The sequence below is a fragment of the Nonomuraea salmonea genome, assembly GCF_042428605.1.
In the GTDB taxonomy this organism is placed as follows: domain Bacteria; phylum Actinomycetota; class Actinomycetes; order Streptosporangiales; family Streptosporangiaceae; genus Nonomuraea; species Nonomuraea salmonea.
The window spans coordinates 23,151-36,997 of record NZ_JBHMCF010000045.1; the positions used below are offsets into that span (position 1 = coordinate 23,151).

General features: G+C 70.8%; 17 protein-coding genes. 11 read left to right on the forward strand and 6 right to left on the reverse strand.

Annotation, left to right across the window (positions count from 1 at the left end; genetic code table 11):
• The first annotated feature begins 24 nt into the window (after positions 1–24).
• The 5 genes from ACFFR3_RS40115 to ACFFR3_RS40135 all read left to right on the forward strand — a co-directional run bounded on the left by ACFFR3_RS40115 (position 25) and on the right by ACFFR3_RS40135 (position 4,478).
• Complete coding sequence (locus tag ACFFR3_RS40115; protein WP_345394800.1) at positions 25–573, forward strand: VOC family protein; 549 nt, start codon at positions 25–27, stop codon at positions 571–573.
• A gap of 64 nt (positions 574–637) precedes the next feature.
• On the forward strand, positions 638–781 hold the full coding sequence (locus tag ACFFR3_RS40120) for a hypothetical protein (protein ID WP_364375508.1): 144 nt from the start codon (positions 638–640) through the stop codon (positions 779–781).
• Between the two features lie 150 nt (positions 782–931).
• Complete coding sequence (locus ACFFR3_RS40125) at positions 932–1,711, forward strand: glucosamine-6-phosphate deaminase (RefSeq protein WP_379484824.1); 780 nt, start codon at positions 932–934, stop codon at positions 1,709–1,711.
• A gap of 107 nt (positions 1,712–1,818) precedes the next feature.
• Positions 1,819–2,991 carry an N-acetylglucosamine-6-phosphate deacetylase gene (locus tag ACFFR3_RS40130; RefSeq protein ID WP_379484825.1) on the forward strand — a complete coding sequence of 391 codons (1,173 nt, stop codon included), beginning with the start codon at positions 1,819–1,821 and terminating at the stop codon, positions 2,989–2,991.
• On the forward strand, positions 2,988–4,478 hold the full coding sequence (locus ACFFR3_RS40135; protein ID WP_379484826.1) for a D-arabinonate dehydratase: 1,491 nt from the start codon (positions 2,988–2,990) through the stop codon (positions 4,476–4,478). Before ACFFR3_RS40130 ends, ACFFR3_RS40135 begins: the two co-directional genes overlap by 4 nt.
• A 149-nt stretch (positions 4,479–4,627) precedes the next feature.
• Here ACFFR3_RS40135 and ACFFR3_RS40140 read toward each other — a convergent pair whose 3' ends face one another.
• Positions 4,628–5,617, reverse strand: coding sequence for a LacI family DNA-binding transcriptional regulator (locus tag ACFFR3_RS40140; RefSeq protein WP_379484827.1), 990 nt, complete (start codon positions 5,615–5,617; stop codon positions 4,628–4,630).
• A 73-nt stretch (positions 5,618–5,690) separates the two neighbouring features.
• On the opposite strand from ACFFR3_RS40140, the gene ACFFR3_RS40145 reads away from it, so the two are divergent.
• The 4 genes from ACFFR3_RS40145 to ACFFR3_RS40160 all read left to right on the forward strand — a co-directional run bounded on the left by ACFFR3_RS40145 (position 5,691) and on the right by ACFFR3_RS40160 (position 8,604).
• Positions 5,691–6,263, forward strand: coding sequence for a Gfo/Idh/MocA family oxidoreductase (locus ACFFR3_RS40145; protein ID WP_379484828.1), 573 nt, complete (start codon positions 5,691–5,693; stop codon positions 6,261–6,263).
• Positions 6,260–7,516, forward strand: a complete 1,257-nt coding sequence (locus tag ACFFR3_RS40150) for a mannitol dehydrogenase family protein (protein ID WP_379484829.1) — start codon at positions 6,260–6,262, stop codon at positions 7,514–7,516. The genes ACFFR3_RS40145 and ACFFR3_RS40150 overlap by 4 nt, the downstream gene beginning before the upstream one ends.
• Before the next feature lie 207 nt (positions 7,517–7,723).
• Positions 7,724–8,152, forward strand: coding sequence for a hypothetical protein (locus ACFFR3_RS40155; protein WP_345394776.1), 429 nt, complete (start codon positions 7,724–7,726; stop codon positions 8,150–8,152).
• A 125-nt stretch (positions 8,153–8,277) separates the two neighbouring features.
• Positions 8,278–8,604, forward strand: coding sequence for a putative quinol monooxygenase (locus ACFFR3_RS40160; RefSeq protein ID WP_345394773.1), 327 nt, complete (start codon positions 8,278–8,280; stop codon positions 8,602–8,604).
• 62 nt (positions 8,605–8,666) lie between these two features.
• Here ACFFR3_RS40160 and ACFFR3_RS40165 read toward each other — a convergent pair whose 3' ends face one another.
• Both ACFFR3_RS40165 and ACFFR3_RS40170 read right to left on the reverse strand, forming a co-directional pair.
• A complete protein-coding gene (locus ACFFR3_RS40165) occupies positions 8,667–9,113 on the reverse strand; it encodes a GNAT family N-acetyltransferase (RefSeq protein WP_345394770.1) in 447 nt (148 codons plus the stop codon).
• 63 nt (positions 9,114–9,176) lie between these two features.
• Positions 9,177–10,427 (reverse strand): hypothetical protein, encoded by a 1,251-nt coding sequence (locus tag ACFFR3_RS40170; RefSeq protein ID WP_364375533.1) that lies wholly within the window; start codon positions 10,425–10,427, stop codon positions 9,177–9,179.
• Positions 10,428–10,557: 130 nt separating this feature from the next.
• On the opposite strand from ACFFR3_RS40170, the gene ACFFR3_RS40175 reads away from it, so the two are divergent.
• Complete coding sequence (locus tag ACFFR3_RS40175; RefSeq protein ID WP_364375536.1) at positions 10,558–11,079, forward strand: hypothetical protein; 522 nt, start codon at positions 10,558–10,560, stop codon at positions 11,077–11,079.
• A gap of 6 nt (positions 11,080–11,085) precedes the next feature.
• Here ACFFR3_RS40175 and ACFFR3_RS40180 read toward each other — a convergent pair whose 3' ends face one another.
• The 3 genes from ACFFR3_RS40180 to ACFFR3_RS40190 all read right to left on the reverse strand — a co-directional run bounded on the left by ACFFR3_RS40180 (position 11,086) and on the right by ACFFR3_RS40190 (position 12,950).
• A complete protein-coding gene (locus ACFFR3_RS40180) occupies positions 11,086–11,514 on the reverse strand; it encodes a VOC family protein (protein ID WP_345394762.1) in 429 nt (142 codons plus the stop codon).
• A 162-nt stretch (positions 11,515–11,676) separates the two neighbouring features.
• The gene (locus ACFFR3_RS40185; RefSeq protein WP_345394759.1) at positions 11,677–12,111 is read right to left on the reverse strand and encodes a helix-turn-helix domain-containing protein; all 435 of its coding nucleotides are present in this window, start codon (positions 12,109–12,111) and stop codon (positions 11,677–11,679) included.
• A 113-nt stretch (positions 12,112–12,224) separates the two neighbouring features.
• Positions 12,225–12,950, reverse strand: coding sequence for a helix-turn-helix domain-containing protein (locus ACFFR3_RS40190; protein WP_345394756.1), 726 nt, complete (start codon positions 12,948–12,950; stop codon positions 12,225–12,227).
• 227 nt (positions 12,951–13,177) lie between these two features.
• Here ACFFR3_RS40190 and ACFFR3_RS40195 point away from each other — a divergent pair, with 227 nt between their 5' ends.
• Positions 13,178–13,843, forward strand: coding sequence for a DUF4097 family beta strand repeat-containing protein (locus tag ACFFR3_RS40195; RefSeq protein WP_379484830.1), 666 nt, complete (start codon positions 13,178–13,180; stop codon positions 13,841–13,843).
• Positions 13,844–13,847: the final 4 nt, after the last annotated feature.

Consider the following 13,847-nt stretch of genomic DNA (forward strand, 5'->3'; position numbering starts at 1 on the left):
TTCAGCTTGCTGAAAGGACGCACCATGACCGCAGTGCCCGCGGGTTCCAACACCGTGAACCCGTTCATCGTCACCGACGACGCCGCCGGACTGATCGACTTCCTCATCGCGGTGTTCGGTGCGGTGGACGTGCCCGAGGCCCGTACGAACGACAAGGACGGGCTCATCCTGCACTCCGAGCTGCGCGTCGGCGACTCACTGCTGACCATCGCCGACCGCAAGCCCGACTGGCCGTTCACGCCGGCGCTCACCCGCGTCTACGTGGACGACGTGGAGGCCACCCTCGACCGGGCGGCGGCGCGCGGGGCCCGCATCGTGACCCGCCCGACCGACTTCTTCGGCGACACCCTCGCCCGCTTCCAGGACCCCTCGGGGAACCTGTGGTGGGTGTACCGCCACGACCCGGCGGCGGCCGAGAGCACCTGGAGCGACTCCGACGAGGCGTCCTGGTCGGCGGACGCCGCCGACCAGGACGCCGGTGACTGGACGGGCTTCACCTCGCCGGAGCTGGAGTACATCCACGAGACCCTGGTCGACACGATGCGCTCGCTGAAGGACCCGCGCGATCGATGATCCGCTGTACGTGCGGAAACGCCTGAGGGATGCTGGACGCCTGCCGTCCCGGAGGAGGATCGACGTGATGAACATCGGGCTGCCCGACGTGCTGATGTTGCTTTTCTCCTGGGTCATTCCAGCGGCAGTCGTCCTCTTCTTCCTTTACTGGACGATCAGGCTCGCCATCAGGCACGAACTCCGGCGGACGGACGCGCGCCGCCCGTAGCCGGCTTGCAGCGATTGCCACACGGACGTTCGTGTGGCAATCGCTTCCGCGGGGATCACCGCAATCGTCCCCGGGACGGTCGCTGCTCCTCCTTGCAAGTGCTGCATGCGTTTGCAAAGGTGGTGTACGCCCAGCCCGAGGAGGAGCACCTTGTCCACCCCACTGACCCGGTTCACGGCGGACAGCCTGCCCGTCGAGGTTCACCCGAGCGAGGCGGACCTGGGCCGCGCCGCGGCCGAGCGCGCCGCCGCGACCATCAGGGACGCGGTGGCGCGGCGCGGCACCGCCCGCGTCGTCATCGCCACGGGAAACTCCCAGTACGCGTTCACCGACGCGCTGCGCGAGCAGGGGATCCCGTGGGATCGGGTGACGGTCTTCCACATGGACGAGTACGTCGGCATCGCGGCCGACCACCCCGCCTCGTTCCGCCGGTGGATCAAGGAGCGCATCGAGGACCCGTTCGCGCCCGCCGCCGTCCACTACATCGACGGCAACGCCCCCGGCCCCGAAGCGGAGTGCGCCCGTTACGAGGCCGAGCTGCGTACGCTGCCGCTCGACCTGGTGTGCATGGGCGTCGGCGAGAACGGCCACCTGGCCTTCAACGAGCCGCACCAGGCGCGCTTCGACGACGACCGGTGGGCCAGGGTGATCACGCTGACGCAGCGCTCGCGCGAGCAGCAGGTCGGCGAGGGCCACTTCGCGACCGTCGCCGACGTGCCCGAGACCGCGATCTCGCTCACCGTGCCCGCCCTGCTGGCGGCCGCGTCGGTGCAGGTGTGCGTCCCCGAGCAGCGCAAGGCCACCGCCATCGCCGCCACCCTCACCGAGCCGATCTCACCCGCCTGCCCCGCCACGATCCTCCGCCGCACCTCCCACGCCACCCTGTTCCTCGACCCAGACTCCGCCGGCAAGCTCGACCTGCCGCGGTGATCGGGTGCTCCGGTTCGAAGGCGGCGCCGACGTGACCCCTCCTGAGGGCGTCCGCGACGCCACGGACGCGACCCTGACCGGCGGCCCCCATCCGGAAGCGTGGTGACGTGGGCGTGATCCTGACCGGTGGCCGGGTGGTGCTGGCCGAGGGGGTTCGTGATGACGTGGACGTGGTCGTCTCGGGTGAGCGCGTCGCGGCGGTGGCGGCGCGCGGGAGCCGTGCCGACGGGCAGGCGATCGACGTCGGTGGGCGGCTGGTCACGCCGGGGCTGATCGACCTGCACGTGCACGGGTTCGCGGGCGCGTGCTTCGACGAGGGGCCCGGCCAGGGGGTCGCGGTGCTGCGTGGCCTGGCCGGGCAGGGGGTCACCAGCGTGCAGGCGTCGCTGGTGTCGGCCTCCGTCGGGCGGCTGGAGGAGTTGCTGGCCGGGTTCGGCGGCGTGAACCGTACCGTCGAGGGCGGCGCGGAGCTGCTCGGCGTCCACCTGGAAGGGCCGTTCCTGGCGGCGGCGCAGCGCGGCGCGCACGACCCCGCCGTGCTGCGCCCGCCGACCACCGCGGACGTCGGCGTGCTCCTGGAGCACCGCGACGTGCTCAGCATGATCACGCTCGCCCCCGAGCTGCCCGGCGCCGTCGCGGCCACGGCCCGCCTCGCCGCCGCCGGGGTCGTCGTCGCCGCCGGTCACAGCGAGGCACGCGGCGACGACCTGCGCGCGGCCGTCGACGCCGGGCTCACCCACGTCACCCACCTGTGGAGCGGCCAGTCGAGCACGATCAGGCAGGGCCCGTGGCGGCTGCCCGGCCTGCTGGAGGAGTCGCTGGCCGCCGACCACCTGACCGCCGAGGTGATCGCCGACGGCCGCCACCTGCCGCCCGCGCTGCTGGAGATCGCCCGCCGCTGCGTGGGCGATCGCCTGTGCGTGGTTTCGGACGGTACGCCCGGCACCGGCCTGCCGCGCGGCGCCCGCTACCGACTCGGCACCGTGACCTGCGAGGTCGGCGACGGCGTCGGGCTCGTGGTGGGCGCGGACGCGTTCGGCGGCTCCACCTCGGCACTGCCCGCCATGCTCCGCCACCTGACCGGCGACCTCGGCTGGCCCGTGCCGGAGGCCGTGGCCGCCGCCACCGCCACGCCGGCGCGGGTGCTCGGACTGACCGGCCGCAAGGGCGTGATCGCGCCCGGCGCCGACGCCGACCTCGCCGTCTTCGACGAGGGCTTCCATCCGTGGGCGACCGTCCTGCGCGGCAGGTGGATCGGCCCAGAAGGGAACAGCGCATGACCAGAGTCATCCGGTTGCGGGAGGGCGACACGGTGGCCGTCACGCTCGGCGGGCTCGCCGCCGGCGACCCCATCGGGTACGGGCTCACGGCGGCCCAGGACGTCCCGCCCGGCCACAAGGTCAGCCTCACCGCCGTCGAGCCCGGGGCGGAGGTCATCAAGTACGGCCAGGTCATCGGGCACGCCACCGAGCCCATCGCGCCCGGCCGCCACGTGCACACGCACAACCTCGGCTTCCACGACACCGAGCGCGCCGAGGTCGTCCCCACGCCGGGGACGGTCGTCCCCCAGGAGCCCGAGACGTTCCAGGGCATCGTGCGTCCCGACGGCCGGATCGCCACCCGCGACTACGTCGGCATCATCACCTCCGTCAACTGCTCGGCGACCGTCGCCAAGCTCATCGCCGACCAGACCCGCCGCTCAGGGGTGCTGGACGCGGCCCCGCACGTGGACGACGTGGTCGCCATCACCCACGGCAGCGGATGCGGGCTGGCCTCCGACGGCGAGGGGCTCGACCTGCTGCGCCGTACGCTGTCCGGCTACGCCGCCCACCCCAACTTCGGCGCGCTGCTGGTGCTGGGCCTCGGCTGCGAGGTCAACCAGATCGCCGAGCTGGACCTGCCCGCCGGCACCCCGATCGCGACGATGACCATCCAGGAGGCGGGCGGCACGGCGGCGGCCGTGCGCAAGGGCGTCGAGGCCATCCGCGAGCTGCTGCCCGCGCTCGACGTGACCCGCACCCCCGTGCCCGCCTCGCACCTGGTGCTCGGGCTCAAGTGCGGCGGCTCCGACGGCTACTCCGGCATCACCGCCAACCCCGCGCTGGGCGTCGCCGCCGACCTGCTGATCGCGCAGGGCGGCACCGCGATCCTGGCCGAGACGCCGGAGATCTACGGCGCCGAGCGGTTGCTCGCGGCCAGGGCCGTGGACGAGAAGGTCGCGCGGGCGCTGCTCGACCGCATCGACTGGTGGCGCGACTACACCGCGCGGCACGGCGGCTGCCTCGACAACAACCCGTCCCCGGGCAACAAGGAGGGCGGGATCACCACGATCCTGGAGAAGTCGCTCGGCGCGGTCGCCAAGGCCGGAAGCGCGCCCTTGACCGGCGTCCACGGCTTCGCCGAGCCCGTACGACAGCCCGGCCTCGCCTTCATGGACACCCCCGGCTACGACCCCGTCTCGGTCACCGGCATGGTGGCCGGCGGCGCGAACATCGTCTGCTTCACCACGGGACGCGGCTCCGTCTACGGCTGCAAACCGGTCCCGAGCCTGAAGCTCGCCACCAACAGCGACGTCTACCGGCGCATGCGCGACGACATGGACATCGACTGCGGCCCGATCGCCACAGGCGAAGCCACGATCGATGAGATCGGCCGCGCCGTCTACGACCTGATCCTGGCCACCGCATCAGGCCGTCAGACGGCCAGCGAACTGCTCGGCTTCGGCGACGAAGAATTCGCCCCCTGGCAACTCGGCGCCGTCATGTGACCCGGCCGAGCGCCGTCATGTGACCCGGCCGAAAGGTCGCGAGGAACAACCCCGAGGCTTCTCGCCCCGCCCCGCGTGCGTCACATGACAGGACCGACGCGACACCTCACCTCCCAACGCGGCGCCCGGCCGGCGGGGAACATCGGTGGTCAGGAGGTGGGGGCTGGGGTGGTGGAGCCGCGGACCACCAGGCGGGTTTCGAGCTGGACGACCGGGGGTTCCTCGTCCGTCGGGTTGGCGATCATGTCGAGGAGCAGGTCGACGGCGGCCATCCCGGCCTCCGTGCCCGGCACGTGGATGGAGGTCAGCGTCGGGTACGCCATGCCGGACATCGGGCTGTCGTCGATGCCGATCACGCTGAGGTCCTGGCCGACCCGTACGCCGCGCTCGGCCAACCGGGTCATCAGGCCGAGGGCGATCAGGTCGTCGTAGGCGATGACCGCGGTGACGTCACCGGCGTGCACCAGGTCGGCGGCCCGCACTCCGGCCTGGACCTGCGGCTCGAAGGGGCCGTACTCGACCAGCTCGATGTCCTGCGCCAGGCAGGCCGCGACGACGGCCTTGCGCCGCTGCGCGTTGGACCACGAGCGCCGCGGCCCGTTGAGGTAGGCGAGCTTGCGGTGGCCGAGCGCGGCGAGGTGCTCGACGGCCTCGATCATGCCGTCGGCGTTGTCGACCAGGACGTTGGCCGCGCCCTCGACCCGCCGGTTGACGAACACGATGGGCTTGAGCCTGGCCAGCTCGGCGAGCCGCTCATCGCCGGTGCGCGGCGAGACCATGATGAGCCCGTCCACCCGCTTGCGGAGGATCTGCGCCCGCTCCACCTCGTCGCCGGGGTGCTCGTCGACGTCCGTGATGATCACGGTCTTGCCCTTGAGGCCCGCCCGCGCCTGGATCGCCTTGATGATCGGCGGGAAGAACGGGTTGGCGATGTCGGGCACGATGAGGCCGAGGACGTCGTGGTGCCCCGAGATCAGCGAGCGGGCCGTCTGATTGGGGACGTAGCCCAGTTCGCGGGCCGCACGGCGAACTCTCTCGCGCGTGTGCACGTTGACCTTGTCGGGGTCGGACAGCGCCCGCGAGACGGTCGACGCAGACAGCCCCGTTGCCTGAGCGACGTCCGCAAGCGTGACTGGCATGTGCCTGACCCTCCTGGTTTGCTGCAACGAAGGCGACCATATCGCAGGTGCGTACCGGCCGAAGCGACCGCGTTTGCAAGATAATGCTGCCATTGCGGCCATCGATTGCGTAGCCCGCGCCGCCCCCACGACGCGGCCGGGGAACCCGTACACCGGGGCGGATCTCTACGAGCGCGACCCCTACTATCGGGCTCAGGCGGGCAGCGGCACGCTCGCCGAGCCCGGCGGTGTGCGCACCGGCCTGTACGGCCTGGCGTACGAGCACCAATACCCCACCGACACCTATCTGTACGACGACGAGATCGACATCGAGGACGCCTACTCCGCGCTGGTCCGCTACCGGAACGGCGCAAGTCTGGCGTACACCCTCGACTTCTCCTCACCCTGGGAGGGCTTCCGCGTGGTGATCAGCGGCACCCACGGCCAGATCGAGTCCCGCCACGGCAGGACTCCCGACGGCACCCCTTTGCCCGGCGCCGGCACGTTCACGTTCTCCTCGCTGTTCGGCACGCCGGAGCCGGAGTCGCTGCGCCTCGGCCTGCCCGCCGACGCCCTGCAGGGGGCGCTCGCGGTGGCGACGGGCGAGGCGATCTGGCGTTCGGCCGTCGAGCGGCGCCCGATCGACATCGCCGAGCTCCTGTCATGATCTTGCACTTCGGCCTCGGTGCCTTTCACCGCGCCCACCAGGCCGTCCACACGCAGGAGGCGGGCGACGGCTGGACGATCTGCGCCGTCGCGCCGCGCTCCCCCGACGTCGTGCGCGCGCTGCGGGACCAGGACCACCGCTACACGCTGCTGGTACGCGACGGCGAACGCGTCTCCGCCACCGAGGTCACCTCCATCCGCCGCACCCTGCACGCGCCGACCGAGGCCGAGCAGGTCATCCGGTACGTCGCCGACCCCTCGGTCCGGGTGATCACGCTGACGATCACCGAGAAGGCGTACGCCGACACCGCGCCCGGCAGCCCCATCGGTTTGCTGGCGGCCGGGCTGTCCCGCAGATCCGCCGCCGGCGCCGGTCCTGTGGCGGTGGTCAGTTGCGACAACCTGCTGGCCAACGGCGCCCGCGTACGTGAGGCCGTGCAGCACGCCTGCGGCAATGTGCCGGAAGGCGTGTCGTTCCCCGCCACCGTCGTGGACCGGATGGTGCCCGCCACCACCCCCGACGACCTCGCGACCGCGGAACGGCTGACCGGGCGGCCGGACCTGGCGGCCGTGGTGGCCGAGCCGTTCAGCCAGTGGGTGCTCCAGGACGACTTTCCCGGTGGGCGGCCCTCCTGGGAGCGGGCGGGGGCGCGGTTCGTCGCGGACGTGGAGCCGTACGAGCAGGCCAAGCTGCGGGTGCTCAACGGCGTGCACAGCGCGCTCGCCTACACGGGCGCGCTGACCGGCCACGAGTACATCGCCGACGCCCTCGACGACCCGCCGCTCGCCCACCTCGCCGAGCGGCTGCTGGCCGAGGACGTCCTGCCCACCCTGACCCCGCCTCCCGGCGTGGACCTGCCGTCGTACGGCGAACAGGTGGTGACCAGAATGCGCAACCGCGCGCTGCGCCACCGCTGCGCCCAAATAGCCATGGACGGCTCCCTGAAGGTCCCGATCCGTCTCTTGGGCACCGCCCGCGACCGCCTCGCCGCCGGCGCCTTCCCTCAGTGGGCCTGCCTAGCGGTGGCCGCCTGGCTCAGGCACGTCACCGTCTCCCTGGACGACGCAGGCCACCCGGTGGACGTCAACGACCCCCGAGCGGAGGACCTCCGCCGCCTGGCCCACGCTCCTGAACGCCTGCTCGCCGAGGTGGTCCCCGACCTGGCCGACCACCCAGACTTCACCACCCACCTCCGCAACACGCTGTCCGACTTCGCAGAACACGGCGTCCGAGCATCCCTGACCCACGCATGACCCTCTCCTGACCCCGAGGAAGGACAAGGGCTGCGCGACTCCTGCAGGAGCCGCGGCACCCGTGCACCAAACTGCTGCTCGCCGCTTCGGCCCCGGCCACGAGGCCCGCTGCCACCTCTGACGTCGTTTGTCATGATTTTTGACGAAGATCCAGTTATGCTGCCCGACGACCCAGCATGATTCTCTGAAGAAAGCGAAGACCAGGCAGTGCGCAGATTCACGCAGACCGCCGTGCTCTCCCTCGCCACGGCGGCCGCACTCGTCGGTTCCGTGGTCGTGGGCAGCGGTCCCGCCATGGCCGCGTCGTCGCCCGTCGCGGCGTGCGGCGGCGGCAGCTACCACGTCATCGACAGCCACGCGATCGGCGGGCTGGCCACGATCTACCTGCTCTACAACGGCAGCACCAACTGCGTGGTGACCTGGAAGGCCAGCAAGTACCAGGGCAAGCTCAGCACCACCGGCGCCTCCATCCAGAAGCAGGGCGGCGGCCGGATCGACGACACCGACTTCTACAAGATCTACGCCGGTCCCGTGAAGGTGAGCGCCAAGGGCGCCTGCGTCTCGTGGGGCGGCGTCGCCTCGAACGGCGCCGGGGCCGGCGACAGCTGGCAGTCCGGCTGGACCCACTGCGGCTGACGTCCGCCAGGAAGGGGCCCTCGACGCAGGGCCCCTTTCTTTTGCCTGGGGACGAGCACCGGTGGACCTGCGCATAGAACGGCCCTCCACGCCCGCCGCCGACCGCCGCGCGTAAGCTCGGGCGCATGGAGAAGGTTGCGCGGTATGGGAAGTTCGTGGCTCAGGATGGGCGAGGGGCGGAGCTGGCTGAGTTGTTGCTCGGCGCCGCGAACGCTCTTGAGGGGGTGGCCGGGTGTGAGTTGTACCTGGTCAATCGGCAGGCTGACGCGTCCGACACCATCTGGGTGACCGAGCTCTGGCGTAGTCAGGCCGACCTCGATGACGCCTTGAAGCAGGTGGCCGGTAGTCCGGAGGCTGCCGCGGCGATGCGGCTCGTTCAGTCGGCCGAGATGATCGAGCTGGATCTGCTGGGTGGCGCGGGCCTGGCCTCGTCAGGCTCCTCGGCCGCCTGAGCCGGGGGTCAGTCAGAGGGTGGCTCAGACCCGGCGGGAGGCGCTCACCCACATCATCTCTGTCAGAGGGGCAGTTTGAAGCCGTCGTGGCTCCTCGTGAAGCCGAGGGAGCCGTAGAAGCGGTGGGCTTCCGTGCGGCGCTTGTTGCTGGTGAGCTGCACCAGCGTGCAGCCCCGCGCTCGGGCGCGGTCGATCGCCCAGGTGAGCAGCTTGCGGCCGAGCCCGGCCCCGCGCTGGTCGGCGCGTACGCGGACCGCCTCGATCAGCGCCCGCTCCTGCCCGTGGCGCCCCAGCCCGGGGATGTAGGTCAGCTGGAGACAGCCCAGGACGGTGCCGTCGCCCTCGTCGAGGACGATCATCTCGTTCCGCTCATCCGCGTCGATCGTCTGGAAGGCCCGCTCGTACGCCTCGTCGACCTCGACCGTCAGGGGATCGACCACGGTGTCCTCACCGGCCAGGAGCGCGATGACAGCGGGCAGGTCGCGGCGCGTCGCCGTACGTATGATCACGTCGTCCAAGCATGCCAGGCGGGCTCCCGGCGGGCTCCCGGCGGTCGCCTGGGTTTTCGCCGCTCAGCCCTCCCGGCTCCGGTACGTGGCGCGCAGCTCGATGAGCTTCTCCTTGGCCACCTCGTCCAGGGCCCGCCGATGCTCCGGGTCCTCCTCCCAGGTGGCCTCCGCGCACAGCACCCTGGCCGCCTCGTGCGGCTCGGCGTCGCGTACGCGGTACCAGACGGTGTCGCCACAGGGCGCCCTGCCGGGGTCGGGGCGCAGGATCGTCACGATGCCGGAGACGAGGATCTGCCTGGTCCACGGGTTCCTGGCCAGCACCTGCCGGTCCACCGTCAGCCCGCCGTCCACGAGCTCGCCGCCCAGGTAGTCGTCCTCCCACCGCCATACGCGCCGGCTCACGCCCGGCCGCAGGTAGAGGCCGCCCCGGCCTTCGACGGGCACAGAGAACGTGTGCGTGCCGGCGCGGCACAGCTCCTTGGCGATGCGGTCGGCGTCGGCGCGTTCGCGCAGGCGGTCTTCGTCCAGGTCCTGCCCGGACAGCGGGTTCCGGTGCCGCTGCTCGGCGTAGTAGCGGTCGAGCAGCGGATCGGCGTACCGGCCCGGACGCATGCGCGGCGGCGTGCAGGTCGCCGCGGTGAGGTCGGCGCCGTCCTCGATGTCCAGCCCCTTCTCACGCAGCCACGCGTGTACGGTGACGCCCTCCTCCTCGGCCCGGCGGTGGACCTGACGCAACCAGCCGTCGAAGGTGTCGAGGTCGGGCTCGGCTCGCAGCGACGCCCAGTCCGTCACCGCCGAGACCGGAACCGGCACCTCCCGCCGCGACGGAGGCTGGACGAGCTGCTCGGGCTCGAGGTCGATCGAGTAGTAGAGGACGCCACGGGCGATGTAGGAGAACGGGGCCGCGTGCGCGATCGGGTCGAAGACGTCCCGGATCGGCCAGAACCTCAGCAGCCACGTCTCGTCGCACTCGCCCGTGCCGTGCCCGTCGCCCGGCCGGGGCTCGCGTAAGTACATCTGGACGCCGTACTCGAAATGCGGCGGCCCGATCAGGAAGTCGTGCCCCCCGCCGTCCATCGACGCGAGGACGGCGACCACCCCGCTCTCCGCGACGAACGTCGACGAGCTGACCGGCGTCCACAAGCCGTCCGCGGGCTCCGGCTCGGCGTCCCAGGACTCGAGCCGGAAGGCCGCGTTGAAGTGGTAGATCTCCTCGGTGGGCGACCCCCAGGTCGGCAGGTCGGTGCCGTCGAGCCCCATCGAGTTGTACTCGACGTAGACCTCGTCATCGAGACTCCGCAACAACCGCGCCATCGCCCGCCACCCTCACCTCGTGATCACCTGACCCGGCGAAGTATGGCCGACCCCACCGACATATCCGGTGGACGGCCGGCACAGGCCGGCCCGCGGAAAATGTCGGTCCGTGATCTTAGGCTTGCCGACCATGACTGACCTTCGCACGGTGACGTTCGATCTCGGCGTCCACTACCGGCAGGCGTACCTCGTCGACGACACCGACGACGGCCTGGGCCCCGATGGGCTGCCCGACGACCACCCCGAGCACCCCGTCGGCATCATCCGGGTGGACGACGGCGGAGCCTTCCTGGTCACCGGTCTGCACACCGGGGTCGTCGGTTTCGCGGTGAGCGTGGCCGACCACGACCCCGGAGCGGACACCGACGGTTACGAGGACATCGTGGAGGTCAGCTTCCGGTCGGTCGCCGGCCGGTTGTCCCTGCACGAATGGGGCGGCGCGGACGAACACGAGCTTCCCGCGCTTCCCGCCGGCCCAGGGTGGTACCGCTTGCGCTACCACGCTCAGCACATGGACGAGGCTGCGGAAGTGGACACGTCCGACGCCGTCATCGACCGCTACCTCCTGCAGATCTGGCCGCAGGCCGAGTCGGCGCCGCGCACGGTCAAGAGCACGAGCGGCCAGCTCGCCTACTGGCGCAGGCCGCGCTGAGCGATCTCAGATCACGCAGAACTCGTTGCCCTCGACGTCGGCCATCACCACCCACAGCTCCGGCGGCGTGCGGCGCTCGACGAGCGTGGCGCCGAGCTTCGTCAGGCGGGTCACTTCCTCCTCGATGCGGTTTCTGCGCTCGTCGCCCGCGAGGCCCTTCGAGACCCGGATGTCGAGGTGGAGCCGGTTCTTCGTGGTCTTGGACTCGGGGACCCGCTGGAAGTAGAGGTTCGGCAGCTTGCCGCGCTGGTCGATCAGCACCCGCATCTCGTTGCGTTCCTCTTCGGGGATGTTCTCCCCCTCGGCCCAGCTCTCCCACGAGGTGTAGCCGTCGGGCGGCGGCGGGAAGGCGTAGCCTTCGACGGCCTCGGCCCAGAACTCGGCGACCCGTTGCGGATCGGCACAGTCGAACGCGACCTGCAGCTCTGTCTCCATGTCTTCCCTTTTCGCGTGAGCCCGGCCGGATGCCCGGCGATGCTACGCGCCGCCACCGACAAATCCTGATCACATCAGAAGTCGGAAAGCATGTGACCCCGCACTTACCCGCCGCGTCCCTCACGTCATACCGGCAAGTGGGGCTAAGACGGGTTCGGACTGCTAGAGCTCCGACTGCAGCATAACCAGGTTCGTCCATTCATCCGGCGGAACTCCATACGCATTACTGAGGCTGGTGACGTCCTCCGGCGTGGGAACCAGCAGGCCCGTTTCAATGTCGGAAACCTTCTGGGCCGACAGGCCGGCGCGGCTGCCCGCCTCCTCAAGCGAGAGCCCGGAACGCTCCCTCGCGGCTCGTAGAGCATTCATCAGCTGCGCATGAGCGGGGCTCAAGGGGCTGGAGGCCACGGTCACCTGTGTCTGCTGGACATTGCCGTTACCGGAGCTCTGGGCCATCGACACCAGGAACATGACGATGCAAGAAATCACGATGAGCCCACCGATCCCGCCTGCGGCCGCTGCGCTGCGGTAATGCGCTCGTACCCAACTCAGCGTGCCATTACGATTACGGCGCCAATGTGCCCTCACCCGCACCACGGATGGACCTTATGAAGCCAGCAGATACCTGTCCATAAGCAAAAGGCAACAGTCATATTCCGTGCGCGAGCGAGAAGCTCGGCCAGCGGATTGCGCCTGTCCCATGCCCTTGTTCAGGTGGTCTCGTCGGTGGGTCTGGTGTGGAGGATTTCGCGGGCCTGGTCGGCGGCGCGGGCGATGCTTTCCGCGACGAAGTCGACGAAGCGGGCGATGTTCTCCAGGCGGGCGGCGGCCGGGGTGCCGGGGCCGAGGAGGCCGACGCCCTGGCGGGCGATCTCGCCCAGGTGGGCGATGGAGTGGGCGCTGGCCATCGTGGACTGGTACATGACGTCGTCGTCCACGACGTAGCGTTCGCGGCGGCGTACGTCGCGCTCGCGCCGGATGAGGCCCTGGCTCTCGAGGAACGTGACCGCCTTCGAGACCGATGCCGGGCTGACCTGGAGGTGGGCGGCCAGCTCCGCGGCGGTGAGGCTGCCGCTGTCGGTGGTGAAGAGGCAGGCCAGCACGCGGGCGGTCATCTTGGGCAGGCCCGACTGCATGAAGACGGTGGTGAAGGTCTCCTCGTACTCGCGTACGGCCTCGGTGTCGCGTCCGACGTGCTGCGGGGCCGCGCCCTGCGCGCGGGTGGCGGGCTTCTTGCGGCGGTGGGCGCGGCGTTCGGCGGCGCGGTGGGCGAGGTCGGCGCGGTAGGAGGTGGGGCCGCCGTTGCGCATGACCTCGCGGGTGACGGTCGAGGTCGGGCGGTCGAGGCGGCGGGCTATCTCGGCGTAGGCGAGGCCGTCGGCCAGGCCCAGGGCGATCTGCTGGCGTTCCTGCGGGGTGAGTCTGCCGCCCGGCATCGTGGTCTCCTCCGTGATCCGCGGTGTCCGCACACCATAGCGTTCATCACTGAGCTGTTGCAACGGAACGTGGCCTTGCTCATTGCGTTAGACGCAGGTCTGTTGCAATGATTTCATAGCTTTGACCTGCTAATACTCAGCTCAAGAGCAACGATGATGTTGTCAGAATCTAGAAAGCAACGTAGCTTTTCGTTCGTCGGAAACGAACGGACAAGAGGAGCGACACCATGCAGCACTTCGACACCCCCGCCGCCATCTCGACGGTCCTCGACATCGCCGCCGGGCACATCACCTTCATCGCCGCCGACCGCGCCGACACCACGGTCGAGGTCCGGCCCGCGGACGCCTCCAAGAGCCGCGACGTGAAGGCCGCCGAGGAGACCGCGGTCACCTACGACGGCGGCGGCCTGCGGATCCACACCCCCGAGCCCAAGAACCAGTTCTTCGGCCCCTCCGGCTCCGTCGAGGTGACCGTGCGGCTGCCCGCCGGTTCGCGGGTCGAGGCGAAGGCGGCCGCCGGCGACCTCCGGGGCGTCGGGCGGCTCGGGGAGGTGTCCTTCTCCTGCGCGAGCGGCACGGTCAAGCTCGACGAGGCCGCGAGCGCCGACCTGACGCTCCAGGCCGGTGACGTCACCGTCGGCCGCCTCACCGGCCCGGCGCGGATCAGCACCCAGCAGGGCGACCTGCGCATCGCCGAGGCCGTACGCGGCACCGTCACGCTGCGCACCGCGCACGGCGACATCGAGGTCGGCGCCGCCCGCGGCACCTCGGCCTCGCTGGACGCCGGCACCACGTACGGCCGCATCAGCAACTCCCTCACCAACAGCGGCGCGGCCGACCTGACCATCCACGCGACCACCGCGTACGGCGACATCACCGCCCGCAGCCTGTAAAGCC